At 68.2% G+C, this 24,515-nt stretch carries 27 protein-coding genes; 11 read left to right on the top strand and 16 right to left on the bottom strand.

Annotated elements, in window-relative coordinates; all coding sequences use genetic code 11:
• Positions 1-184: 184 nt before the first annotated feature.
• From ABZ909_RS31145 to ABZ909_RS31115, 7 genes are all read right to left on the bottom strand, one after another.
• The gene (locus ABZ909_RS31145) at positions 185-286 is read right to left on the bottom strand and encodes an AURKAIP1/COX24 domain-containing protein (protein WP_003402602.1); all 102 of its coding nucleotides are present in this window, start codon (positions 284-286) and stop codon (positions 185-187) included.
• A gap of 194 nt (positions 287-480) precedes the next feature.
• Positions 481-726, bottom strand: a complete 246-nt coding sequence (locus ABZ909_RS31140; RefSeq protein WP_071812431.1) for a helix-turn-helix domain-containing protein — start codon at positions 724-726, stop codon at positions 481-483.
• Positions 727-935: 209 nt separating this feature from the next.
• The gene (gene proC, locus ABZ909_RS31135; protein WP_357006646.1) at positions 936-1,754 is read right to left on the bottom strand and encodes a pyrroline-5-carboxylate reductase; all 819 of its coding nucleotides are present in this window, start codon (positions 1,752-1,754) and stop codon (positions 936-938) included.
• Between the two features lie 176 nt (positions 1,755-1,930).
• Complete coding sequence (locus tag ABZ909_RS31130; protein WP_357006643.1) at positions 1,931-2,827, bottom strand: thioesterase family protein; 897 nt, start codon at positions 2,825-2,827, stop codon at positions 1,931-1,933.
• A 99-nt stretch (positions 2,828-2,926) separates the two neighbouring features.
• Entirely contained in the window at positions 2,927-3,790 is an 864-nt protein-coding gene (locus ABZ909_RS31125) for a sugar phosphate isomerase/epimerase (RefSeq protein WP_357006757.1), read from the bottom strand.
• Between the two features lie 79 nt (positions 3,791-3,869).
• The gene (locus ABZ909_RS31120) at positions 3,870-5,591 is read right to left on the bottom strand and encodes a hypothetical protein (protein ID WP_357006771.1); all 1,722 of its coding nucleotides are present in this window, start codon (positions 5,589-5,591) and stop codon (positions 3,870-3,872) included.
• Positions 5,588-6,580: a Ppx/GppA phosphatase family protein gene (locus ABZ909_RS31115; RefSeq protein WP_357006640.1), complete on the bottom strand. Its 993-nt coding sequence runs from the start codon at positions 6,578-6,580 to the stop codon at positions 5,588-5,590. Before ABZ909_RS31115 ends, ABZ909_RS31120 begins: the two co-directional genes overlap by 4 nt.
• Positions 6,581-6,699: 119 nt before the next feature.
• Here ABZ909_RS31115 and ABZ909_RS31110 point away from each other — a divergent pair, with 119 nt between their 5' ends.
• From ABZ909_RS31110 to ABZ909_RS31080, 7 genes are all read left to right on the top strand, one after another.
• A complete protein-coding gene (locus ABZ909_RS31110) occupies positions 6,700-7,566 on the top strand; it encodes a hypothetical protein (protein WP_357006755.1) in 867 nt (288 codons plus the stop codon).
• A gap of 107 nt (positions 7,567-7,673) precedes the next feature.
• Positions 7,674-8,423 (top strand): hypothetical protein, encoded by a 750-nt coding sequence (locus tag ABZ909_RS31105; RefSeq protein ID WP_357006639.1) that lies wholly within the window; start codon positions 7,674-7,676, stop codon positions 8,421-8,423.
• A 34-nt stretch (positions 8,424-8,457) separates the two neighbouring features.
• Positions 8,458-9,045: a hypothetical protein gene (locus ABZ909_RS31100; protein WP_357006636.1), complete on the top strand. Its 588-nt coding sequence runs from the start codon at positions 8,458-8,460 to the stop codon at positions 9,043-9,045.
• A 55-nt stretch (positions 9,046-9,100) separates the two neighbouring features.
• Positions 9,101-9,625: a hypothetical protein gene (locus ABZ909_RS31095; protein ID WP_357006634.1), complete on the top strand. Its 525-nt coding sequence runs from the start codon at positions 9,101-9,103 to the stop codon at positions 9,623-9,625.
• A 177-nt stretch (positions 9,626-9,802) separates the two neighbouring features.
• Positions 9,803-10,258, top strand: coding sequence for an Ig-like domain-containing protein (locus ABZ909_RS31090; RefSeq protein ID WP_357006631.1), 456 nt, complete (start codon positions 9,803-9,805; stop codon positions 10,256-10,258).
• Between the two features lie 22 nt (positions 10,259-10,280).
• The gene (locus ABZ909_RS31085; RefSeq protein ID WP_357006629.1) at positions 10,281-10,772 is read left to right on the top strand and encodes a hypothetical protein; all 492 of its coding nucleotides are present in this window, start codon (positions 10,281-10,283) and stop codon (positions 10,770-10,772) included.
• A gap of 259 nt (positions 10,773-11,031) precedes the next feature.
• On the top strand, positions 11,032-11,388 hold the full coding sequence (locus ABZ909_RS31080) for a hypothetical protein (protein WP_357006626.1): 357 nt from the start codon (positions 11,032-11,034) through the stop codon (positions 11,386-11,388).
• Between the two features lie 103 nt (positions 11,389-11,491).
• On the opposite strand, the gene ABZ909_RS31075 is transcribed toward ABZ909_RS31080, so the two are convergent.
• The 3 genes from ABZ909_RS31075 to ABZ909_RS31065 form a co-directional block, all read right to left on the bottom strand.
• On the bottom strand, positions 11,492-12,181 hold the full coding sequence (locus tag ABZ909_RS31075; protein ID WP_357006623.1) for a response regulator transcription factor: 690 nt from the start codon (positions 12,179-12,181) through the stop codon (positions 11,492-11,494).
• Entirely contained in the window at positions 12,178-13,428 is a 1,251-nt protein-coding gene (locus ABZ909_RS31070) for an ATP-binding protein (protein WP_357006620.1), read from the bottom strand. Before ABZ909_RS31070 ends, ABZ909_RS31075 begins: the two co-directional genes overlap by 4 nt.
• 165 nt (positions 13,429-13,593) lie before the next feature.
• Positions 13,594-13,980 carry a helix-turn-helix domain-containing protein gene (locus ABZ909_RS31065; protein WP_357006618.1) on the bottom strand — a complete coding sequence of 129 codons (387 nt, stop codon included), beginning with the start codon at positions 13,978-13,980 and terminating at the stop codon, positions 13,594-13,596.
• Between the two features lie 88 nt (positions 13,981-14,068).
• Here ABZ909_RS31065 and ABZ909_RS31060 point away from each other — a divergent pair, with 88 nt between their 5' ends.
• From ABZ909_RS31060 to ABZ909_RS31050, 3 genes are all read left to right on the top strand, one after another.
• A complete protein-coding gene (locus tag ABZ909_RS31060) occupies positions 14,069-14,767 on the top strand; it encodes an NAD(P)-binding domain-containing protein (protein WP_357006615.1) in 699 nt (232 codons plus the stop codon).
• A gap of 43 nt (positions 14,768-14,810) precedes the next feature.
• A complete protein-coding gene (locus ABZ909_RS31055) occupies positions 14,811-15,374 on the top strand; it encodes a TetR/AcrR family transcriptional regulator (protein ID WP_357006612.1) in 564 nt (187 codons plus the stop codon).
• Between the two features lie 81 nt (positions 15,375-15,455).
• Positions 15,456-16,493, top strand: a complete 1,038-nt coding sequence (locus ABZ909_RS31050) for a medium chain dehydrogenase/reductase family protein (RefSeq protein ID WP_357006609.1) — start codon at positions 15,456-15,458, stop codon at positions 16,491-16,493.
• Positions 16,494-16,584: 91 nt separating this feature from the next.
• Here ABZ909_RS31050 and ABZ909_RS31045 read toward each other — a convergent pair whose 3' ends face one another.
• From ABZ909_RS31045 to ABZ909_RS31020, 6 genes are all read right to left on the bottom strand, one after another.
• Entirely contained in the window at positions 16,585-18,633 is a 2,049-nt protein-coding gene (locus ABZ909_RS31045; protein WP_357006607.1) for a CocE/NonD family hydrolase, read from the bottom strand.
• 274 nt (positions 18,634-18,907) lie between these two features.
• Entirely contained in the window at positions 18,908-19,645 is a 738-nt protein-coding gene (locus ABZ909_RS31040) for a phosphoglyceromutase (RefSeq protein ID WP_357006605.1), read from the bottom strand.
• Entirely contained in the window at positions 19,642-20,565 is a 924-nt protein-coding gene (locus ABZ909_RS31035; protein ID WP_357006602.1) for an ROK family protein, read from the bottom strand. The genes ABZ909_RS31040 and ABZ909_RS31035 overlap by 4 nt, the downstream gene beginning before the upstream one ends.
• A 207-nt stretch (positions 20,566-20,772) precedes the next feature.
• Positions 20,773-21,327 (bottom strand): YbjN domain-containing protein, encoded by a 555-nt coding sequence (locus ABZ909_RS31030; RefSeq protein WP_357006600.1) that lies wholly within the window; start codon positions 21,325-21,327, stop codon positions 20,773-20,775.
• Positions 21,324-22,691 carry a D-inositol-3-phosphate glycosyltransferase gene (mshA, locus tag ABZ909_RS31025; RefSeq protein ID WP_357006597.1) on the bottom strand — a complete coding sequence of 456 codons (1,368 nt, stop codon included), beginning with the start codon at positions 22,689-22,691 and terminating at the stop codon, positions 21,324-21,326. Before mshA ends, ABZ909_RS31030 begins: the two co-directional genes overlap by 4 nt.
• A 119-nt stretch (positions 22,692-22,810) precedes the next feature.
• Positions 22,811-23,635: an alpha/beta hydrolase gene (locus ABZ909_RS31020; protein ID WP_357006594.1), complete on the bottom strand. Its 825-nt coding sequence runs from the start codon at positions 23,633-23,635 to the stop codon at positions 22,811-22,813.
• 59 nt (positions 23,636-23,694) lie between these two features.
• Between ABZ909_RS31020 and ABZ909_RS31015 the strand changes: the two genes are divergently transcribed.
• The gene (locus tag ABZ909_RS31015) at positions 23,695-24,429 is read left to right on the top strand and encodes an SDR family NAD(P)-dependent oxidoreductase (RefSeq protein ID WP_357006591.1); all 735 of its coding nucleotides are present in this window, start codon (positions 23,695-23,697) and stop codon (positions 24,427-24,429) included.
• Positions 24,430-24,515: the final 86 nt, after the last annotated feature.

The following is a 24,515-nucleotide window of genomic DNA, read 5'->3' as shown; positions in this document are numbered from 1 at the left end:
GATCCCACTCGCAGCCCCCATGTCTTGAAATATCGCCGCTGTGTTATTCCCGCGCTCCCAGGGTAACCGGCCAGTAGGGATCATCCGAAGGGTATTAACCAGGATCTAACGATGACTTCAATCACCGGTGAAAAACGAAAGCCCGTCACCTGAGGTGACGGGCTTCCAGCTACGACGCAGCGGCTTACTTGCCGAGTTTACGACGCTGAACACGCGTGCGGCGAAGCAGCTTGCGGTGCTTCTTCTTCGACATGCGCTTGCGGCGCTTCTTGATCACAGAACCCATAGGGTTGTTCCTCGCGTTCTCTCGGGTCATCCCCGCTTCCGCGGGGTGCACACTGTCTGACCCTGCACAGTCCCTACCCGATACGGGCCGAATGGACCCGGCGGCACCACCGGCACGTACAGGATGCCGGTCCATGCTACCGGGCCACTCTCCGGCGAACGAAACGGGTGTGGCCGATCGGTTATCCGGGCGTACTACCCCGCATCGAAGTAGGACGTCTCCAGATAGTCGTGTACCGCCTTGGCGTGTACCCGGAAGGAACGCCCCACCCGCACCGCGGGCAGCTCTCCCGAATGCACCAACCGGTACACCGTCATTTTGGATACCCGCATCAGATTCGCGACCTCGGCGACAGTGAGGAACTGAGTTCCTCCGCCGATGACGGATCCTGCATTGATTGGGCTGTTTCCGGACCTCGCTTGACTGTTCCCAGACATCATTGCGCCACTGACCTCCGGCACGTCCGCGCCGCCGGCTTCCCCACCGGCGGAACAGACACGCACGTGCTCCTTGAAGCTTAGCGGGACCAGTGGGATTGCTGCGACGGGTGTGAGAAATCAGCCTTTGCTATGGCGAGTCGGCCTTCGGCAGCAAACTAGCAACCGAGCAGTATTGGAATGCGGGGAGCGCACTCACCGCACGATCAACGTTAGTCCGCGATCGCGCCGAGTTCGGCGGAACGGCGTCTTGCGGCGTCCAATGCATCATGGAAAGCCGAGCGCACGGCACCCCGTTCCAGCGCCCGCAGGCCCGCCGCGGTGGTGCCCGCGGGCGAGGTGACGGCCGCACGCAATTCCGCAGCAGACTGCCCCGACTCCTCGAGCAGGGCCGCCGAACCGAGCATCGTCTGCGTCACCAGCTGGGTGGCCACATCACGGCTCAGACCCAGGCCCACCGAGGCGTCGATCATGGCCTCGACGATCAGGAAGAAGTACGCCGGGCCCGAACCCGACACCGCGGTGACGGCATCCATCTGCGACTCGGCGACGGTCACCACCCTGCCCACCGACTCCAGCATCTCGGTGACCAGGGCCAGCTGTTCCTTGCGGGCGTAGCGACCGGGCGCGATGGCACTCATGCCCTGTCCCACCAGCATCGGGGTGTTCGACATGACCCGCACGACCGGGAAGCCGGCGGGCAGCCGCGACTCCATGCGCGCGGTCGGCACACCGGCGGCCAGCGACACCAGCACCTGGTCGTGGTCGTCGCCCAGCTCGGCCTTGCCCAGCTCGACGACCACGCCGTCCACATCGTTCGGCTTCACCGCGATCACGATGAGCTCCGCGGACTTGGCGGCATCGGCAATGTCGTCGGTAGCGCGAATCCCGAACCGGTCGGCCAGCAATTCGGCCCGCGCCGGCACCGGCTCCACGACGACCAGGTCCTTGTTCGCCCGCCCGGACTCGAGCAGACCGGCGATCAACGCCTCCCCGATCCGACCCCCACCGATAACCGCAATCCTCGTCATAGGGATCAGGCTAACCCGCCTCCCCGAGCCTTCAGCGCGCGGCTGAGAGCCGTGGACGTCAGGGACGCGTGCCGGCGGTCGAGAGCCGAAACAATTCTGGTCGTACCCGGCGAGTTGCCCCGCCCGTCACGAAATCGCTTGCCGCCCTGGCACACGAGAACGAAGGTGGTGCGGAACTAGCGGGATTGCGGAATGAGGGCGAGCTGGCGGCTCTGGGCGACGATGGCGCCCGTCGAGTCGATGACGAGTTGATCTTCGTCGAACATGCGGTTGCCGACCTCGCGGCTGTGGGCGATGACGCGGAGCCAGCCGGGGGCGGGACGGCGGCGCAGGTAGGTGGTGAGCTGAACCGTTGGGGCCCAGCCGAAGTGACCCAGGTTCATGGGGACCGGGGGGCTCATGTCGGCGGCCATCAGGGCGAAGAAGGCGGCGACGTCGGGGTCCTGTTCGTCGCCTTCGAAGGGGCGGATCCAGAGGCGCAGGCGCGGTTCGGATTTCTCGCCGGCGAGGAAGCGGGCCCAGGCCGGGTCGATGGCGACCGAGGAGCCCTGGGCGACGTGGACGATCTTGCCCATCGGATTGCGCTCGTCGTAGGCGAGGGCGTCGGCGGGCGGTTCCGCGGGCATGTCGCCGGCGTGGTCGGCGGCGTACTGCGGGACGGCGTCGTCGAGGTGGCCGAAGGTGAACGCGGTGTGCACCAGGGTGCGGCCGTCCTGCATCAGGCTCGCGTCGATCAGGGCGATCTGACGACCCAGCTTGCGGGTGCGGACCTCGTACTCGACCTCGCCGGGGACGGGTGCGCCGAGGAAGTCGGTGCTGGCCGAGATGGGGAACATGGCGGCCTGCGCGGGCGCGGTGCGGCGCAGCCATTCCGTGGCGGCGGCCGCGCTGCCCGCGACCATGGTGCCGCCGTGCAGTTTGTCGCCGATGGTCCAGGTGGGTTCGATCAGGCCCGCGTAGCGGCCGAGCTCGGGAGTCTCCGCCTCGAGCTCGGTCAGCGCGCAGACGCGACTGAACGGCGCGTTCACCAGTTCGCTCGCCGACTCGAGATCGACGGTCAACTCCGTTGTCATCCGCTGTCCTTCCACTGTCGCGGTTTGTACAGCGTAAACGGACGGTGGGATCATTCCGCCCCACCGGTGGGATGAATCACCCAACCCTCGCGGGGGCTCTCAGCCGCGGTGGGCGACGGTCGGTTCGGGGGTGGGGGCGGGGGTGAAGGGGTTGAGGTGGGCGCGGGCGAAGGTCAGCGCCTGGTTGAGCATGGCGGCGCGGTCCATGGTGGTGCGGGCCATCTGCGTGTTCACCTCGATGACGGCCTGGCCGTCGAAACCGTTGTGCACCAGCATGTCGCAGAGTTCGGCCACCGGCTGGGTGCCCTCGCCGGGGATCAGGTGCTCGTCGGTGGCGGCGCCGCGGCCGTCGGCCAGGTGCAGATGGGTGAGGCCGGAACCCATGCGACCGGCCAGGACCCGCGGATCCACGCCCGCGGTGGCGGTGTGCGAGGTGTCGAGGGTGTAGTGCCGGAAGCCGACGTCGGTGGGGTCGAAGGAGGGGCTGAAGGTGGTGATCGAGGGGCCCGGGCCGCCGCGGCGCTGCAGCCGCTCGATCGAGCTGCCGCGGAACAGGGTATCGGCGCGCATCGGGAACATGTTCTCCACGGCCACCGCGACCGGGCTCGAATTCTCCAGCTCGGCAACCTGTTTCGCGAAGCCGTCGGCGTAGCGGCGCTGCCAGCGGAACGGCGGGTGCACCACCACGGTGGCCGCGCCCAGCGCCTCGGCAGTGTGCACGCTGCGGGTGAGTTTGGCGATCGGGTCCGACCCCCAGACCCGTTGCGAAATGAGCAGGCACGGTGCGTGCACGGCCAGCACCGGCATGTCGTATTTGTGCGCGAAATGCTGCACGGTCGAGATGGACTGGCTGGCGGGCTCGGCCCACACCATGAGTTCCACGCCGTCGTATCCGAGCTCGGCCGCGTAGCGGAAGGCGGCCTCGGTATTCTCCGGATACACCGACGCGGTCGAGAGCCCCACCCGGACTTCCTTTCGCCCCGCCCGGTCCTCGGTGCTCGCCCCCTGCGCTTGCACGATGTTCCCCACTGCTGCTCCCTGCTCAGTTCGTACTGAGTAGAAAGGCTAGCGGTCCGAGCGTCACGAAGACGCCTACGACGACGGCAATCACAGTGCTGAAGATGTCATCGGTGCGGCGCAGCACCCGCACCAGGGCGACCAGGCCGAGAATCACGATCATGGCCAGGGCCAGGGCAACCCACGGGAGCATTTCCCACATGCGTTCGAAACCCTTGAACAGCAACATGCCCGCGACCGCGGCGCCCACACTCTGGCCCGCGATCATCAGCCATTGCCGGCGATGTTCCTCGCTGTCGGAGCGGGCCGCGGCGCGCGAGCTGGCCGGCCGGGCCGCGGCGCCACGGGTGCTCCTGCTCTTGCGAGCGAAGGAGCCGGCCTTCTGCGTGAGCGCGGAAAACCGTCCACCCAGCGACGTCTCTGGCTCGTAGTCGTCGTAGTCGTCGTAGTCGTCGAGGGGCTCGTAGAAATCGGTGAGGTGGTCGTCGGGCTCCGGCTCGGGCGCCACCGCGCCGCGCCCGCCGCTACGCTTGCCGGCGCTTCGCGAATTCCGTTCCGCGCGTTGATCGTCACGCTGCTGGGCGCCGCGGAGCAGATCACCGGCAACCGATTCCCCGGAGAGCAGCTGCTGATCGGAGTCGGCCAGCGACGACCACGCGGCGGTCGGCACCGCGGCCTGATCGCGGCGGTCGCGGACCGGATCGAAGTCGGGTCGTCTGGGCGCGGACCAGTCCGGAAGTCCGCTGGCCGCGCCGTGGTCGACGCCACCGCGCCGGTCGGCGGCCGGACCCTGGGGGGCATTCTGGACCTGCGATTCCGCGTGCCGGCGAGCCGAGCGCGACATCGACTGCGCGGCGGGCGCGGCCCGCGGCGGCTCGAAAGGCGGCCGATCCTGCCCGGGAGTGCGCGGAAGCGGTTCGGGTGCCGGCGCGGGCGACCACGCGGGGGCGGCCGGCTGGAACTGGGTACGGGCCGGGTCGCCGAAAGGCGGTTGGTCCTCGTACGGTGGCCGGTCGTCGAAGGGCTGGCGGACCGCGGGGTTGAACTGGGTGCGTGCGGCCCCGTCACCGGCCTGGCCGCCGTCACCGCGGAAGGGACTCACCTCGTCGGTGTACTCGTCCTCCGGGTCGTAGCGGCGGCGACGACCGCCCTCGCGCGGCACGGCGGGCGGGGCGGGAGGTTCGGTGCCCGGCAACCGGCCGAGCGCGACATCGGAATCCAGCGGATCCGGCTTGCGGCGGCGGCCGCCGCTCGGGCGGGCCTCCGGTAGCGGGTTCTCGGTCGGCGGCCAGTCCAGACCGGCGGACCAGTTGTGGGACGGCTCCGGTAGGGACGGCGGCTGCGGGGCGGGGGCCAGCGGGTCGTAATACGAAATCGGCCCGGAGAGCGGCGAATACGCAGGGTCCGGATCGGGTACCGCGTCGTACTGCGAATAGTCCGGCTTGCCCGATGCCGCGGCTACCAGGTCCGAGTAATCCGGAAAGCTCGAATAATCAGGATGATTCGAGAAGTTCGAAGAGTTTGAATAGTCCGGTTCGATCGGAGCGGGCTCGGCCACGTCCTCGTCCGGCGCGGCGTGTGAGGACGATCCCGCGCTCACCACCGGAATATCACCGGTCAGTTCCGCGACGGAAATGCCGCGGCCGCTTCGACGTCTGCGCCCGCCGCCGCCGGCGGGGGCCCCACTCTGCTGCCCGTTCCGCGCCAGCAGCTCGGCGACGGACAGCTGGCTTGAATCCTCGGTCATCGAGACACCGTTTCGATCGGGCCCGACAGGCCGCTGTCGGGGCCGCCGGTAATCGGTTCGCTATCCAGGTCGGTATCCAGTTTGCGCAAGATCAATCCCTCTCGCAGTGCCCAGGGACAGATTTCGAGCGTGTCCAGGGACAGAGCCCGCATACTCGCCTCCGCGACCAGCGCACCGGCCACCAGTTGCTGCGACCGATCAGAACTTACGCCTTCCAATTCTGCCCGGTCGGCGGCCGTCATTCTCGATATGAACGCAATCAGCTGCCGCAGGCCGGAACTGGTGAGAGTACGCCGCACCCGGGGTCCCGCAACAGAGGGGGCGGCTCCGGTCAGCCGGGCCAGCGAGCGGAAGGTCTTGGAGGTGCCCACCGCCAGATCCGGGCGGCCCACCTCGAGCAGCTGCTTGGTGGGCAGCACAAGCTCGGCGTCGAGCCAGTCGCGCAGCACCGCGACCCGGCGCTTGCCCGGCGGATCGTGGCGCAGCCAGTCGCGGGTCAGCCGGCCCGCGCCCAGCTGCAGCGACAACGCCACATCCGGCACCTCGTCCGCACCGTTGCTCATCTCGAGCGAGCCGCCGCCGATGTCCAGATTCAGCATCCGCCCCGCGCTCCAGCCGTACCAGCGCCGCACCGCGAGGAAGGTGTGTCGAGCCTCATCGACACCGGAGAGCACCTTCAGATTGACTCCGGTCTCGCGCCGTACCCGGGCCAGCAGCTCGTCGGAGTTGGTGGCCTCGCGGACCGCGGAGGTGGCGAATGCCATCAGCTCCACACAGCCGGAAGTCTTTGCGATACTCGCGAATTCGGCTACCGTCGCGGTCAGCCGCCCCGCGCCCGTCGACGTGATCCGGCCCTGATCGTCCATGTTCTCGGACAGCCGCAGCGCCGACTTCGTCGAACTCATAGGCATCGGGTGTCCACCACGATGCGCGTCCACCACGAGCAGGTGGACGGTATTGCTTCCCACATCGAGTACACCGAGCCGCACAAGAACACGGTACTGGGTGGGTCAGGACTTCTGGCCAGGCGACTGAGCTGTTAGCGTTCCGCATTGTGACGGCAGGTGCATCGGCGAGCGGACCGACCGGGCTGCGACCAGCGGCGAAGATCGACCCGGCGCCCGAAGTTGAACTCGACTTCCCGCGGGAGTGGATCGAATTCGTCGATCCAGCAAATGATGAGCATTTGATCGCGGCCGATCTGACCTGGCTGCTCTCACGCTGGACCTGCGTTTTCGGCACTCCGGCGTGTCAGGGCATCATCGACGGCCGGGAGAACGACGGCTGCTGCTCGCACGGCGCGTTCCTCTCCGACGAGGAGGACGGCAAGAAGCTGCACCAGGCCGTGAAAATGCTCACACCCGAAGACTGGCAGCTCATGGACCAGGCCGTCGACGACAAGGGCCGGGTCCGCAAGAAGCTGTACCTGGAAGAGGACGACCTCGACGACGAGCCCGCCCTGCGCACCCGGCGGGTGGACGGCGCTTGCATCTTCCTCAACCGGCCCGGCTTCGCCGAGGGGATCGGCTGCGCGCTGCACACCATGGCGCTGCGCAAGGGCCTGGAGCCGCTCACCGTGAAGCCGGAAGTGTGCTGGCAGCTGCCCATTCGCCGCACCCAGGAATGGGTGGACCGGCCGGACGGGGTGGAGATCCTGCGCACCGTGATCACCGAGTACGACCGCCGCGGCTGGGGTCCCGGCGGCCTGGATCTGAACTGGTACTGCACCGGTTCGCCGGATGCGCACGTCGGCACCCGCCCGGTGTGGGAGGCTTACGCACCCGAGCTGATCGAGCTGATCGGCCAGCCCGCCTACGACGAGCTGGCGCAGCACTGCAAGCGTCGCCAGGGCCTGGGCATCGTGGCGGTGCATCCGGCCACGGCCATCGCGGAGGAGAAGGCCGCCGAGGCCGCGAAGAAACAGACCGCGTCCGCGAAGCGGGCTGCCCGGAAGGCGAAGCCGGCGCAGCAATAGCGGAAAACTAGCCAGTAATTTTCTGAAATCACCCAATTTCACATTGTTGCTCCCTTACTGTGCGACGGACCCCTACCCACACGGGTCGCAGCACAGGAGTACGCATAGTGAGCAAAATCCCCTTGGGCGGCCGCCATCTCGGCATCGGTCTCGCCGGGCTGGCCATCGCGACGGGCGCAGTCACCGTTCTGGCCACACACGAAGCCCCCGCCGCCCACGCCACGGTCGACTCGGTCTCCATCTCGGGATCGAACTGGACCGTCGGCACCAGCTACACCCTCAGCGCCAACCTCTCCGGCGCGTCGATCGGCCTGCTCGTCTACTGGAGCGACAACGGCAGCAGCCTGACCCCGGTCGGCAAGGTCCCCTGGCCCCCCGGGCACGCCAGCCTCGACTGGACCCCCAAGACCCCCGGGCAGCACGTCATCACCTGCTCGCAGGGCAGCACGACCCAGACCCTGATCGTGAACGTCGGCGACGGCACCACCACCACGACCGTGCCGCCGACCACCACCACGACGGTCCCGCCCACCACGACCACCACGGTCCCGCCGACCACCACCACCGAACCGCCGACAACCACGACGGTGCCGCCGACCACCACCACTGAACCGCCCACCACCACAACGGTTCCCCCGACCACTACGACGGTGCCGCCGACCACCACGACCGAACCGCCCACCACCACAACGGTTCCCCCGACGACGACCACGGTGCCGCCGACCACCACGACCGAACCGCCCACCACCACAACGGTTCCCCCGACCACCACCACGGTCCCGCCCACCACGACGACCCCGAGCGGCGGTGGCAGCGGTGGCACCGGCAGCGCCAACGGGCTGCCCTTCGGTCTCTGATCGAGACCAATTCCCCTGAAATCCAGGAGTTTTCATGAGAATCACCCCCATGGGGCGCGGCCTCGGCGCGGGTCTGGCTGGGCTGGCCATCGCGACCGGTGCGGTCACCGTCCTGACCACCCACGAGGCCCCGGCCGCGCACGCCAGCGTCGACTCGGTCTCCATCTCGGGATCGAACTGGACCGTCGGCACCAGCTACACCCTCAGCGCCAACCTCTCTGGTGCGTCGATCGGCCTGCTCGTCTACTGGAGCGACAACGGCAGCAGCCTCACCCCGGTCGGCAAGGTTCCGTGGCCGCCCGGCCACGCCAGCCTGGACTGGACCCCGAGCACCCCGGGCCAGCACATCATCACGTGCTCGCAGGGCAGCACGACCCAGACCCTGATCGTGAACGTCGGCGACGGCACCACGACGACGACCGTGCCGCCGACCACCACGACCACGGTCCCGCCGACCACCACCACGACGGTGCCGCCCACCACCACGACCACGGTGCCGCCGACCACGACCACCACGGTCCCGCGCACGACCACCACCACGGTCCCGCCGACCACCACGACGTCGCCGGGCAACAGCGGCGGGGGCACCGGCAGCGCCAATGGCCTGCCCTTCGGCCTCTGATCCGATTTCCACCCCAATTCCTTTGGGGCACACCATGAGAAGCACAGGAGTACGCATGCGCAGCAAACCTTCGGGCCGCGTGATCGGGGCCGGGCTGGCCGGCGTCACGGTCGCGGCTGCCGCCGCGGTCGCGGTGGCCATGTCACCGACCGCGAGCGCCACCGTCGACGTGATCACCATTTCCAGCGCCACGCCGACCGTCGGCGGCGACTACACCCTGCACGCGTCCCTGTCGGGCGCGTCGGTCGGCCTGCTCATCTACTGGAGCGACAACGGCGCCAGCCTGACTCCGGTCGGCAAGGTCCCGTGGCCGCCGGGTGAGGCCAGCCTGGATTGGTCGCCGTCCACCCCGGGCCAGCACATCATCACGGCCTCGCAGGGCAGCAGCACCCAGACCCTGGTCGTGAATGTCGGCACCGGTTCCGGCGGGACGACGACGACCACGCCGCCGACCACCACTCCCCCGACCACCACTCCGCCCACCACCACGCCGTCGACCACCACCCCGGGTGGCAGCGGCAGCGGCAGCTCCAGCGGTTCCGCGAAGGGCCTGCTGGGCGGACTGCTCGGCAGCAGCTAGCAACCACCCGATTCGGGTACGGCGTGACGGGTTTTCCGGTGGGACCCGTCACGCCCACCAGTACCAAGCGGACGCTTGCTTGATTATTTTTTCGAAATGGCCACGCTTCACACATCTGGTCCCTTAGGGTGCGGAAGCCCGCACATCTCCCCGTGGGGCAGCACAGGAGAGCAACACATGCGCAACACACCACCGAGGATCAGCGCGCGCCGAGCCGGCGTGGGGATCACCGGCTTCGCCGCCCTCGCCGCCGCGGCCGTGGTCGCGGCCCCCGCGTCCCTGGCCGCGGTCGACACGGTCAGCATCGACGAGACGAACCCGGTGGTCGACAAGGCGTACACGATCTCGGCCACCCTCAGCGGCGCCTCGATCGGCCTGCTCGTGTACTTCAGCGACAACGGCAACGAGATCGGCCCGCCCAAGATCCCGTCCCCGCCCGGACACGCCTCCATCAGCTGGCGGCCCACCACCAGCGGACAGCACATCATCACCGCGTCCCAGGGCCCCAACAGCCAGTCGATCGTCGTGCAGGTCGCCGACGCGCCGCTCGGCTCGGGCTCCAGCAGCACCGGCAGCGGCTTCGGACCCGCGGGCCCGCTCGGCAGCGGCAGCAGCGGCACCACGCCGAACTAGCAAGCGAGACAGGACTTTCCGCATGAGCAGCATTCGTGCATCGAGATCGGTCCGTCGGATCGGCGCGGGCGTCGCAGGGCTCGCGACCACCGCCGCCGTCGCCGTGCTGGCCGCGCCGCAGGCCGCCGCCACGGTCGACTCGGTCGCCATCTCCGGCAGCGCCCCGTACACCATCAACACCGGCTACACCCTCACCGCGAACCTCAGCGGCGCGGGCATCGGTCTGCTCGTCTACTGGTCGGACAACGGCACCAGCCTCACCCCGGCCGGCAAGGTGCCGTGGCCGATCGGCTACTCCAGCATCGACTGGAAGCCCACCACCGCGGGCCAGCACATGATCACCGCCTCGCAGGGCGGCAACACCAAGACCATCATCGTGAACGTGACCGATCCGTCCCAGCCGGGCGGTGGCGGTGGCACCGGTGGCAGCACCGGCGGTGGCGGCGGGACCGGCAGCGCGGGTTCGGCGCTGGGCGGCCTGCTCGGCGGGCTGACCGGCAGCGCGGGCTCGTAGTCCGCACCGGCCTTCGTGCCCGCCGTCACATCGCGGCGGGCGCGGACATCCCGAGCGGGACCCGCGTCGTTATGTGACGCGATCGCGGGTGTCCCGGAGGTGAACAAACGGTGCCACCGAGCGACAAACGAATCAGGCTGCGCAGAAGTATATTTCGCATCCCCTCCGATCCGATGACCTCGGGATGTGAATAGCCGGAAGTATGCGCGACATCGTTCCGCTATTGCGAATTCACCGGAACGTGTTAGACATCCTGGCCATGATCAAGAAAACCCTCGCCATCACTGCGCTGACCGCCGGTGCCGTTCTCTCCATTGCGCCGCAGGCGTTCGCCGATAACACCGACCCCAATGCCTTCTCCGATCGCACCGCCGACTTCGTCGCGTACAACGACCCGGCCGTGCTGGGCGCCAAGGATGCCGGCAAGCAGATCATCGTCAGCCCGTACGGCACCAGCCACACCATCGCGTGCAAGGGCAATGGCGCGGACGTGCCGTGGTACGGCTGCATGCAGCAGGACAACCCGGGCCTGGGCTGGATCATTCTGGACAAGCAGGACCTGCCGGGCCTCGGCCCCGCGTGGGTCGACAGCATGAACAACGACCCCAACGCCTGAGCGCCGAAAACTGCCGGGGGGCGCACGAAAGACTTGGTGGGAGTAAGCCGAACCCGCCCGCTTCTCGAATTCGAAGCGGGCGGGTTCTCTTCGTCCGGGTGGGCTACGCCTCGAGCTTGTAGCCCAGGCCGCGCACGGTGACCAGGTGTTCCGGCTTGGCCGGGTCGGCCTCGATCTTCGAGCGCAGGCGCTTGACGTGCACGTCGAGGGTCTTGGTGTCGCCGACGTAGTCGGCGCCCCAGACGCGGTCGATGAGCTGCCCGCGGGTGAGCACGCGACCCGAATTGCGCAGCAGGTATTCGAGCAGGTCGAACTCCTTGAGCGGCAGGGTCACCGCCTTGCCGTTCACCTGGACGGTGTGGCGGTCCACGTCCATGCGCACCGGGCCGGCCTCCAGCACGCTGGTCTCGCTGCCGTTGTCGGGTTCCTCGCCGGCGCCGCGGCGCAGCACGGCCCGGATGCGGGCGATCAGCTCGCGCGAGGAGTAGGGCTTGGTGACGTAGTCGTCGGCGCCCAGTTCCAGGCCGACCACCTTGTCGATCTCGCTGTCACGCGCGGTCACCATGATCACCGGGACACTGCCGCGAACGCGCAGTTGCTTGCACACGTCGGTGCCGCTCATGCCGGGGAGCATGAGATCGAGCAGGACGATGTCCGCGCCGGAACGGTCGAACTCGGCCAGGGCGGCCGGGCCGTCACCCACCACGGTGACCTCGAACCCCTCCTTGCGCAGCAGGAACGCGAGCGGATCGGCCAGCGACTCCTCGTCCTCGACGATCAGCACACTCGTCATCGGGTTGCCTCCACACCGTTGGTTCTGGCCCGCCCGAGGGGGCGCGAGCCGTTTTCCTTCTTGGCCACCGGAACACCGGTGGCAAGTCTCTTGTCGACCTGCCCGTTGGAATCGGCAGGGTGGGCCGGGATACGCAGGGTGAACGTCGATCCGGTGCCCAGTTTGCTCCACAGCGTGATCTCACCGTTGTGGTTGGCGGCCACATGCTTGACGATAGCCAGCCCGAGGCCGGTACCGCCGGTGGCACGCGAGCGCGCCTTGTCGGCCCGGAAGAAACGCTCGAAGACGCGCTCCTGGTCCTCCTTGGAGATGCCGATGCCGCGATCGGTGACCGCGATATTGACATAGCCGCCGCGCAGCGCCCGGCTCACCGACACGTGCGAGCCGCGCGGCGAGTAGGCGATGGCGTTCTCGACCAGGTTGGACAGGGCGGTCACCAGCAGGGTCTGGTCGCCGAGTACCTCGAGGCCGCTGGTGGCGTCGGTGGAGACGGTGATGCCCGCGGCCTCGGCGGCGGTGCGGGAGCGCTCTATGGCCTGGGTGACGACGGTGTCGACGTCGACGGCTTCCAGATCCGGCAGCCGCTCCGCGCCCTGCAGGCGGGACAGTGCGATGAGCTCGGTCACCATCTTGCCCATGCGACGGGCCTCGCCGTGCAGGCGTTCGCCGAAGTGCCGCACCGAGTCCGGATCGTCGGCGGATTCCAGCAACGCCTCGGCCAACAGGCTCATGGCGCCGACCGGGGTCTTGAGCTCATGGCTCACATTGGCGACGAAGTCGCGGCGGGTGGCCTCCATGCGGGCCTGCTCGGAGTCGTCGTCCGCGAACAAGACCACGAAGTTCGTGTTCTCCTGCGAGAGCGGCCGAGCAACCCCTCGGACAGCGAGGCGGGCGCGGCCCGGCATGGGGATCTTGGCGGTGAGTTCGAAATCGACGTCCTGGCCGCCGGCCAGCACCTGTTCCACCGCGGCCCAGGCGCGCTCGTCGAGCAGGCGGTCGTGGACGACGCCCAGCTCCTCGGCGCGCGGGTTCACCAGCACCACGTCCCGATACTGGTCCACCACGGCGATGCCGGACTCGGAGGCGAGCACGATCAAGTCCAGCACCTGGGACATGGTCAGCCCGGTGTCGGTGGCGGCGCGCAGGCGCTCCTGGCGAGCGTTCACATACGGAATGAGCAGTCCTCCGACGGCCAGTCCGACTACGGCCGCCAGGACTGCCAAAAGCACGGCCTGTGGAACGCTCACACTTTGAATCGTACGGTCGCCGACGCGGGGTCAAACCCCGGGTGCTGGAAGTTTCACGCAGGTCATGGGCACTTCCACCCTCGTTAGCCCGGCGTTTACGCAATGTTCGGACAGCGTGTCGCGACCGCTGAGCGCCCGTGCGGCAACCACTTTCGCGATCCCGGATCAGTCCGCTACGTCGCCGTAGAGGGCGGTGCGGACGGTGTCCCCGTGGCGGTCCGCCCACTCCCCCAGCGCGAAGATCGGGATGAGCAGATCCGTGCCCGCGGGAGTCAACGAATACTCCACGCGCGGTGGCGCTTCCGCGTATCGGCGACGTTCCAGCAATCCCATCCGCTCCATGCGCCGCAATGTCTGGGTGAGCATCTTCTGGCTGATGCCGCCGATCGCCCGCCGCAACTCCACCGGCCGCATCGGGCCCTCGCGAAGTGTGTAGATGATCACAGTCAGCCACGAATTGCCGAATACGTCCACGGCCAGCCGCGCGGGGCAATCGGATTCGAGCCCGCCGTACTCCGCGAATTCCACCGGTTCGATGATCTCGGCCGTCATGAATCCAGCCTGCCATCGCCATTGGGCACCCGGGAGTGCGCATCGGAATTCCTAGCGTCGACTACGTAAGCCAGACCAAGGAGTTCACATGCGAATCGGAATCATCGGAGCCGGACAGATGGCCCGCGCCCTCGGCGGCGGCTGGGCCGCCGCCGGACACGAAATCGCGCTCGGCGCACGCACTTCGGCGCGCGCCGACGAGGCAGTCGCCGCCATCGGCCACCGTGCACGAGCCACCAGCATCACCGATGCCGCTCGCTTCGGCGACATCACGCTGCTCGCCGTCCCGGCCGACGCCCTCGCCGAGGTGCTCGCCGCGGCGAACTCGGAGGATGCGACGGGGGCGGATGCGGCGCACGGAACCGGCGGACGGCATGCCCTGGCGGGCCGCACGCTGATCGACTGCACGAACGCCTTCGCACCCGACAGCGGCGGGTTCACCCTCTCCGAACCCGCTGTCGCCGAACGGATCGCGGCAACCGTGCCCGGAGCCCATGTGGTGAAGGCGTTCAATCTGCTTGCGGCAGAAGTCTGGGCGGGCCCGCACCGTGAGTTCGAGAGCCGCCCCCTGACCGTTCCGCTGTGCGGCGACGACCCGAACGCCGTGGCGACGGTGGCAGCCCTGGCCACGGACCTGAAGCTGCATCCCGTCCACGCGGGCGGCCTCCGCCGGGCCCGATACCTCGAAGCCACTTCGGCTTTCGTCGTCGGCCTGTGGTTCGCGGGCCATGACCCCCGAGCCATGTTCCCGCCCTTGGAGTCTGCCTTCGCCGTTCCCGACAACTAGAAGGGGTTGCCGAACAGCGGAGAGTGAGTGTACGGTCACTCACATGAGCAGACGCGGGATCGCACTCTCGACTTCGGATGTCCGACGCGAAGCAGTACTGGACGCGGCCATCACCGAATTCGCCAAGACCGGATTCCACGGGACCCCGATCAATACCGTCGCCGCGACGGCCGGAATCTCGCCCGCGTACGTGTTCAAGCTGTTCCCGAGCAAGGTGGAGTTGTTCGTCGCCGCACTGGACCGGTGTTTCGAGCGGGTCGAGGGCGCACTGGCCACCGGCGCCGCCCGGACACCGGGCGGCGATCCGGAGCAGGTGCTGCATGAGATGGGCGGGGCCTATGCCGAATTGATCGCGGACAAGAGCCTGCTCATGCTGCAGGTGCATGCCTTGTCCGCGGCCGATACGCCCGATATCGCCACGGCCATGCGCCGCGGGCTCCAGCGCATCACCGAGTTCGCCGAAACCCGTTCCGGCGCAACGGGTGAGCAGGTGCAGCACTTCATGGCCTACGGCCAGCTGTGCCACCTGATCACCACCCTCGGCCTGGATGCCGGCGAGGGCGCCTGGGCAGCCACCCTGACCGCCGGCATCCGCCACTTCGACTGACATTCATGCGCCCTCCGACGAGGGCGCCTTCTTTCAACCACCGAGTGATTGATCAATCACACACCCAGAAGGGGCCGACCCATGTCGAACATCATCGCCACCGAAGTAGTGCTGCCGGGACGCGTCGAGCCGGAGGGCCTGACCGTCGCCGACCGCGAGCTGCCGCCGCCGGGCCCCGGCGAGGCGCTGGTCCGTATGGAGGCGACGGGGGTGTCCTTCGCCGAACAGCAGATGCGACGCGGGAAGTACTACGACCAGCCCGCGTTCCCGTTCGTGCCCGGCTACGACATCGTCGGTGAAGTGCTGGTGGTGGGCGCGGGGGTCGATCCGGCACTGGTCGGCCGCCGGGTCGCGGCGCTGACCAAGATCGGCGGCTGGAGCAGTCATCTCACGGTGTCCGCGGGCGATCTGGTGCCGGTGCCGGACGGACTGACGGCGGAGGCGGCGGAGACCTTCGTCGTCAATGGCGTCACCGCCTGGCAGATGCTGCACCGGAAGGCGAAAGTCCGGGCGGGACAGACCATTCTGGTACACGGCGCGAACGGGGGCGTCGGTTCGACACTGGTTCAGCTGGCGAACGCGGCCGGGATCCGGGTGACCGGGACGGCGTCGGCGCGCAACGCGGACGCGGTGGCCGCGCTCGGCGCGGAGCCGGTGGACTATCGCGGCGACGTCCCGGCGCAGGTGCGGGCCCTCTCGCCGGGCGGGGTGGACGCCGTATTCGATCATGTCGGCGGTCCGGGCATCGTGGACTCGTTCACGCTGCTGGCGCCCGGCGGCACCCTCGTCTCCTACGGCACCGCGGCCACCAAGAACGAGGAAGGCGATTCCCGGCTGCCGGTCCTGAAACTGTTCATCCGCCTGTTGTGGTGGAATGCGCTGCCCAACAAGCGGAATGCGTCCTTCTACAACATCTGGGCCGGACGCCGTCGGCGCAACCGTTTCCGGGCTCGCGTCGCCGAGGACCTCGGCGCGGTGTTCGACCTCGCCGAGCGCGGCGCCCTGCACCCACAGATCGCGGCCCGAATCCCGTTGCGGGAGACCGCTCGCGCGCTCGCCCTCGCCGAATCCGGCACCGTCACCGGCAAGGTCGTCATCGTCGGCGACGCGGAAGCCTGACACCGCGACACCGGTGATGCAGGCGGAAAGCAAAACCCCGGGTGTGCACGCCGTTGTGCACACCCGGGGCTGTAATCCCGGAGGGACGGATTCACCAGCCGGTGTTACCGCGGACCGGGATGTTCACGAAGCTCGGGCGATCCGGATCGAGCTGCAGATGCTCGGGCTTCAGGCCGGTGTCGATCAGCATCGGCAGGATGGGCAGGCCCTTGGGGAAATTGCCGGCGAAGACGTCGACGCGCAGGCGGTGGCCCGGCTGCAGGACGGCCTGGGTGCCGCCGAGCGCGATGTCGAGGGTGGTGGCCTCGCCGGGGACGGTCTCCTCACGCTTGTCCAGGGAGGTGAAGGCGCGCGGGTCGGTGTAGTCGCCGTTGGCGGAGCGGGTGCTGTCGGCCTCGTCGACCTGGCGCAGCGAGGCCATCAGCTCGCCGGAGGTCAGCACGGTCGACTGTCCGTCGGGGGCGACGTCATTGACGGTGACGGTCCAGTAGCCGTCGGCGGCGTCCTGAACGGTGTTGAGGTGCACCGCGATCGGGCCCGAGACGGTGGTGGCCTCGGCCACCGGCGCGCTGGTGAAGGTGAGCGCGTTGGTCTCGGCGATGCGGGAGTCCTTGGCGCAGGCGTCGATCAGGTTCAGGATGCCCGCGGTGGCCTGGGCCGCGTCATTAGAGCAGACGGTGGACAGGCCGGGCGCGACGGTGAGCCGGTCGGTGTCGCCATTGGCGTCCGCGGTGAGCGATCCATCGTAGAGACTGTTCGCGGTGCCGGAGCGCTGCGACGAGAGGTACATGCGGCGGTAGTCGGCGGCCTCGGAAACCGGTGCGGTGGGCCCGAATCCGCCCTGGGTGGTCCAGCCGCCGCCCTGCTGCTTGAGGGTCACCGGGCCGTACTGATCGATGCCGTTGTCGATGCCCTTGAGCCACTTGTCGAACCACGCGCGCTGCAGCACGTCCAGGCGCGGCGGCGCCCCGACCCGGTTGACATCCGCGCCGGAGGTGACGTGGTAGGTGTTGCCCATGAGCAGCTGCTTCTGGCCGGGCGGCAGCGGAATCTGGTTGTAGATCTTGGATTCCGAGTAGGTGAACAGGTCGTGCCAGCCGCCGGTCACGAAGGTCGGCACCTGGATCTTGGCCGGGTCGCCCAGCCACTCCTGGCGTTCCTGGCTGAGGCCGTTGAGCATGTCCTTGACGCGCGGGTCGATGCTGTTCATGTCCGTGCTGGTGTAGGCCGACATGAGCACGTCGAGGTAGCCGAAGGGATCGTCGACGCGATCCTGCAGCCATTTGAAGTCGAAGGTGCCGTTGGCGATCGAGGCCACGTCCGGCACCCACTTGAGGCCGTTGATGGCGCTCAGCCACAGCGGAATGAAGTTGAAGCCGAAGCCGCCGCCGGGCGCGAGCACATCGTCGATGAGGTCGCTGCCCGGCACGATGGGGAAGATGGCCTTCAGCGCGGGCGGCTGCTTCTCGGCGGCCTGCACCTGGTTGATGGCCGAGTAGGACAGGCCGTTCATGCCGATGCGGCCATTGCTGAAGCCCTGCTTGGACGCCCAGTCGATGACCTCGACGGTGTCCTGCTGTTCGCGGCCGCGCAGCATGTCCCACTCGCCCTGCGAGAATCCGGTGCCGCGCACGTCCACGACGACCTGCGTGTACCCGGACTTGATGAGCTGGCGGTCGACGGAGAAGTTGCGGAGTTCGCCGTTGCCCGCCGCGTTCAGCAGTTCACCGAAGCCGGTGATCGGAGTGCCGTCGAGGTGGATGTCGCGGAAGACATCGAGGAGCGCGTCGGACAGTCCGGGAATGGAGAAGGCGCTGTCGGCGACGTTCGACACCAGCTTGGTATAGGGCGTCATATTGACGACGGTCGGCGTCGGGGTGTCGATGGGATGGCCCGCGGCGTCGGCCGGGTGGTAGACATTGGCCTTCAGAACGGTGCCGTCACTCATGGTGATCGGGACGTCCCAGTCGATGAAGACGTTGGGGTACTGCTGCTGCCCGTCTTCGGTGGTGGTCCATTCGGCGCCTGCGGCACCACCGTCGGGTCCGGTCGGGATGGTGGCATCGGCGGTGATACCGATAACAGGCAGGAGCAGAGCGGCCGCGGCGGCAGAGACCGTGGCCCGTAGCGCATGCTTCATCGAACGTGATCTACCTCTCGCAGATGGTCGAACGCCCAGCAGCATATCTACTGCGAAGTAAGTTGCAAACCCCGGTTACAGACACCGAATTAAATTCGCAACGCTTCGGCAAATTCTTTTGCGAGACAGGGAAATACCCTACGGTCACGTAGTGAGACGCATATCACAGTAGCGGATAAAGCATTCCGATCGAGGCTTCGACATGAAAACTTCGCCGGAAATGAAAAACGCGCCGTGACCGCATAATTCGGTCACAGCGCGAGTTCGTTACGAATTACTTGCCGCCCTGGCTTGCCACGGCGGCGGCGCCCGCCGCGGCGGCCTCGGGGTCGAGGTATTCGCCCTTGCCGATCGGCCGCAGGTTCTCGTCCAGCTCGTACTTGAGCGGGATACCGGTGGGGATGTTCAGCTCGGAGATCTCCTCGTCCGAGATGTTCTCCAGGTGCTTCACCAGGGCGCGCAGCGAATTACCGTGCGCGGCAACGAGAACCGTCTTGCCCGAGCGCACATCGGCCGCGATGGTGTCCTCCCAGTAGGGAACCATGCGGGCCACGACGTCCTTGAGGCACTCGGTGCGCGGCACCTCGATGCCGGCGTAGCGCGGGTCGCCGTCCTGGCTGTACTCGCTGTCCACCTCGATCGGCGGCGGCGGGGTGTCGTAGCTGCGGCGCCACAGCATGAACTGGTCGTTGCCGTACTGCTCCTTGATCTCCGCCTTGTTCTTGCCCTGCAGCGCGCCGTAGTGGCGCTCGTTCAGGCGCCAGTCGCGGACCACCGGAATCCAGTGCCGGTCGCAGGCGTCGAGGGCATTGTTGGCGGTGCTGATGGCACGGCGCAGCAGCGATGTGTAGACGATATCCGGCAGAATCCCGTGCTCGGCGAGCAATTCACCGGCACGCTTGCCTTCCGCGACACCCTTGTCGGTGAGACGAACATCCACCCAACCGGTGAACAGGTTCAGGGCATTCCATTCGCTCTCGCCGTGGCGCAGCAACACGAGGGTGTACGTCATGGGGTCATCCTCCCACGCGGGGTTTTGCCTGCATTCGCGGCCCCGAGCGCGAGAATCGCGGCACCCTGCAGGGTGGCCTGATCGGTCAATTCGGACGGCACCACGCGCAGCCCGCGCAGGAACTTCAGCCGCGCGTGCGCCGCGGCGGCGGTCCGCAGCGGACCCCACAGCGGTTCGCCGGATTGCGCGAAGCCGCCACCGATGACCACGAGATCGGTGTCGAGCAAGGCGGCGGCCGAGGCGACAGCCGTCCCGATCGCGGTGCCCGCCCGCTCGAGAGCAGCCATGGCGATCGGCTCCCCCGCGTGCGCCGCGGCCGCGAGCTCCACCCCGGTCGTTCCGGCCCACCCCTGCCGCCGCGCCCAGCGCACCGAGGATTTGCCACTCGCCACGGCCTCGACACAGCCGAATCCGCCGCAGGCGCAGGGCTCGTCCTGACCGGGCACGACAATATGGCCGACATGCCCGCCATTTCCGGTGCGCCCCATGACAACCCGGTCATCGGAGATGATGCCCCCACCGATTCCCGACGAAACGGTCATGGCGAGCACATTCGGCACCCCGCGCGCAGCCCCGAAACGCTGTTCGGCCAGCACCAGGCACACACCGTCGATGGCGAACCGAATCTCGGCCTCCGGAAACAGTTTCCGCACCGCGTCCACGATCGCAAACCCGTCGCTCCACTCCGGAATATTGAGCGGCCCGCAAACTCCCGCAGCCACATCCACCGGCCCGGCCGATCCGATGCCCACCGCACTGATCCGGGCATCCTCGACAACGTCGGTCAGCAATGCCCGGCAGGCATCCCACACCCCGGATTCCGGCACCGCGATCCGCCGCGGTTTCCCCACGGCTCCATCCGGATTCACGGTCGCCGCCGCGAATTTGGTCGCTCCGATATCCAGCGCTAGTACCGTCATCGCCGACCGCCTCCTGTGCGCTTCCGTGTCCCGATGGCCCGGCCGATTGTCGCGCACGGAGCTCGTTCTCCGTATGCCACGGTGACAACTGATTTCGTAACGGTCGGGGTAACGGGGACGTCCGAAATCGGTTCGGCTCCCAGCCTCCGGCACGCGTTCCCGATGCCGACGGCTCTCAGCCGTGCGCTGAAGTCTCGGGGAGGCGGGTCAGTCCACGAGGTGTTCGAAGGCCCGGAGGTTCTTCAGCGATTCGCCGCGGGCGACCCGCCATTTCCATTCTTTGCGAATGGATTCGGCGAAGCCGAGTTCGAGGAGGGTGTTGAAGTCGGCGTCGACGGCTTCGAGGATCTGGCCGAGCCAGCGGTCGAGTTCGTCGGGGGTGACGCGGTCGTTGGACATGCGGCCGACGAGGTAGATGTCGCCGACGCGGTCGATGGTGTAGGCCACGCCGTAGAGGCGGCGGTTGCGGCGGAGCAGGAATTTGTAGACGCCCTCGAAGTTCTCGTCGGGCTTGCGGCAGACGAAGGACTCCATGCGGACGCCGTGCTTGCCGACACTGACCCCGATGACGGTCTTGAGCTTGCGTTCACCGGGGAGCACCACCACGAACAGGTCGGGGGCGTCGCGGGTGTACTCGATCTCGCGTTCGCGCAGTGTCTCGTCGATGAGTTGCGCGGTGGCGCGGGCGGTTTCGTCGTTCAGGCCGCCGGTGCTGGCATGCGGGCGGGGCGTCCACTCCTCGGTGCGATCGGCCTCGCTCATCTGCGTACTGCTCCCATCCGACGCCGCCATAGCGCCAGCGATCTGGCGTGATTGCTGTCGGTGTGCAGGTTACCGCCGTGCGGCCGGACGATCGGCGACCGGGCGAGCGCGGCGGCATAGCTGTCGAGCAACGCCTCGGCCGTGTGCGCCCAGGAGAAGTTGGCGGCGTGCCCGACCGCGGCCCGGCCCATGTCCTCCAACCGGCCCGGATCGTCGAGCAGCGAATGCAGGGCGGCGGCCCAGTCGCCGGTCTGGTGACCGGGGACCAGCAGGCCGGAGACGCCGTCGTGGACGGCGGTGCTCAGCCCGCCCACATCGGCGGCGAGCACGGGGGTGCCGCTGGCCTGCGCCTCGATGGCGACCAGGCCGAAGGACTCGTTGTAGCTGGGCACGGCCACCAGGTCGGCGGCCCGGTAGACCTGCACCAGCCGGTGCGCGGGCTGGGGCGGCAGGAAGGTGACCCGGTCCGAAATGCCCAGGGCCGCAGCCAGTTCGATCAGGGCCTCGGGCCTCTTCAGGCCGCTGCCGGACGGGCCGCCCACGATCACCACACGCAGCGGGCGTTGCGGCGGGGTCGGCAGGGCGGCCTCCTCGGCCAGCACCTGGGCGGCCGCGCGCACCAGCACGTCGGGGGCCTTGAGCGGCTGGATGCGCCCGATGAAGGCGACGATGCGCTCGTGCGCGGGCAGGCCGAGTTGGCGGCGGGCGGCGAACTTGTCGCCGGGCTGGTAGCGGGTCAGGTCGGCGCCGGGCAGGGCCACATCGATGTGGTCGGGGTCCGCGCCGTACAGCTCGATCAGCTGGCGGGCCTCATCGGCGGTATTGGCGACCAGCCGGTCGGCCTCGGCGACGATCTGCTTCTCGCCGATCTCCCGGACCGCGGGCTCGGGGCAGTCACCCTCGGCGAGGTAGGCGTTCTTGACCGCGGCCAGGGTGTGAGCGGTGTGCACCATGGGCACCCGCCAGCGGTCGCGGGCCAGCCAGCCGACCTGGCCGGAGAGCCAGTAGTGCGAGTGGATGAGGTCGTAGTGGCCGGGCAGATTGCGGGCCTCGGTGCGCAGCACCTCGGCGGCGAAGGGGCACAGCTGGGTGGGCAGATCGTGCTTGTCGAGCCCCTCGAAGGGCCCGGCGGCCACGGTGCGGACCAGCACGCCCGGCGCTGCCTCGACCACCGGCTCGTCATTGGAGGAGGTGGCCCGGGTGAAGATCTCGACCTCGGTGCCGCGACGGGCCAGTTCGATGGCGGTCTGCAGCACGTAGACGTTCATGCCGCCCGCGTCGCCGGTCCCGGGCTGGGCGAGTGGTGAGGTATGCACCGATAACACGGCAATCCGATTGGGCCGTAGGTCCGGGCGCTGACTCACCACTCCAGTGTGCACGGGGGTAGTAACACCCCATGCACGGGTTACCTTCCCAAGTGAGGTCGGTCACAACTCGCGTGAGCCGCTCGAGGGCTTCGCCCCCGAACTCCCGCGACGCGCGATTACCCCAGCGCCTCAACGAAATTGGTGACCTCCGTCACGAACCGGCTGGGATCCTCGATGAACAGGCCGTGCTGCGCGCCCTCCCAGTAGGAGGTCCGCACATCCGGCGCGGTGTCGGCGATGTAGCGGCCGTTCTCGATCGGCACGACCGGGTCGGCGGTGCCGTGCAGGACCAGCACCGGCACGTCCAGGCCGCGCAGGGTCTCGGTGTTGTCGACGGTGCGATAGAACAGGGCCTTGCGCACCCGGGGCAGGGTGGCGATGCTGCCGCCGAACAGGCGCTGGGCGTCCACGCCCTTGTCGCGGCCCGGCCCGGTATTGGCATTGCCAAAGGCGGCGAATCCGCGTGTGGCCTTGCCCGCGCTCTCGTCGAAGACGTCGGGTATGGCCTTGGCCATCCCCGGACCGGTCTCCGCGCCTTCGACGCCGCGCCCGATATTGGCCTGTGAACCGGTGTAGACGACGCCCGCGATCGCGCCGGTCCCGTAGGCGGTCAGGTAGTCGGACAGCACGATGCCGCCATAGGACCAGCCCAGCAGGATCGCGCCGGAGGAGATGCCCTCGGCGGCGAGCACCGCGGCGATATCGGCTGCCCAGTTCTTCGGGTCGTCGTATCCGGCCTCGGGGGCGTCGGAGTAGCCGTGACCGCGCAGGTCGACCGCGATCACCCGGAAGTGCTCGGCGAGCAGGTCGGCAGATCGACCCCAGCAGCGCAGGTTGCCGGACCAGCCGTGCAGGAGAACGAGCGGCCGGGCCCCCTCCGGACCGGTCACCTGGTAAACGATGGTCGTGCCGTCCGCGCTTGCTACTTCCCGAATCGCCATAGGAGTGAGGCTAACCACCCGCGACGCACCGGCGACACGCCCTGCCTAAGCTCAGGGACATGAGCACTCGTACCGCTGTGGTGACCGGAGCCAGTTCGGGTATCGGCGAGGCAACCGCCCGCGAACTCGCCAAACAGGGGTACCACGTGTACGTCGGCGCCCGGCGGGTCGATCGGCTGGAGCAGCTGGCCGCGGAGATCGGCGGGACCGCGCTGCCGCTGGATGTGACCGACGAGGAGTCGGTGCGCGCCTTCACCGAGGCCGTCGAGCGCTGCGATGTGCTGGTCAACAATGCCGGCGGCGCGAAGGGCCTGGCCCCGGTGCTCGAGGCGGATCTGGACGACTGGCGCTGGATGTGGGAGACCAATGTGCTGGGCACGCTGCGGCTCACGAAGTCGTTGCTGCCCAAGCTGATCGCCTCCGGTGACGGCCTGATCGTCACCATCACCTCGGTGGCCGCGTTCTCCACCTACGACAACGGTTCCGGCTACACCTCGGCGAAGCACGCGCAGGCGGTACTGCACCGGACGCTGCGGGGCGAGCTGCTGGGTCAGCCGGTGCGGCTGACCGAGATCGCGCCGGGCGCGGTGGAGACCGAATTCTCGCTGGTGCGTTTCGGTGGCGACGCCGAGCGCGCGGCGAGCGTGTACCGGGGCATCGATCCGCTTGTCGCGCAGGACATCGCGGAGATCGTGGGCTTCGTGGCCTCACGTCCGCCGCACGTCAATCTGGACACCATTGTCGTCAAGCCGCGCGATCAGGCCGAGTCGGGACGTTTCGCCCGCCGCTCGTGAAGTCACCCCTTCAGGCGTAGGTCAAATGGTGTTGTGCCGCAATGTAGTTCACCTCACATGATCTGAATCATAGATTTTTCAAAACC

Origin of the sequence: Nocardia sp. NPDC046763, assembly GCF_040645495.1 — a bacterium.
Taxonomy (GTDB): Bacteria; Actinomycetota; Actinomycetes; order Mycobacteriales; family Mycobacteriaceae; genus Nocardia.
This window is presented reverse-complemented; position numbering and strand designations above follow the sequence as displayed.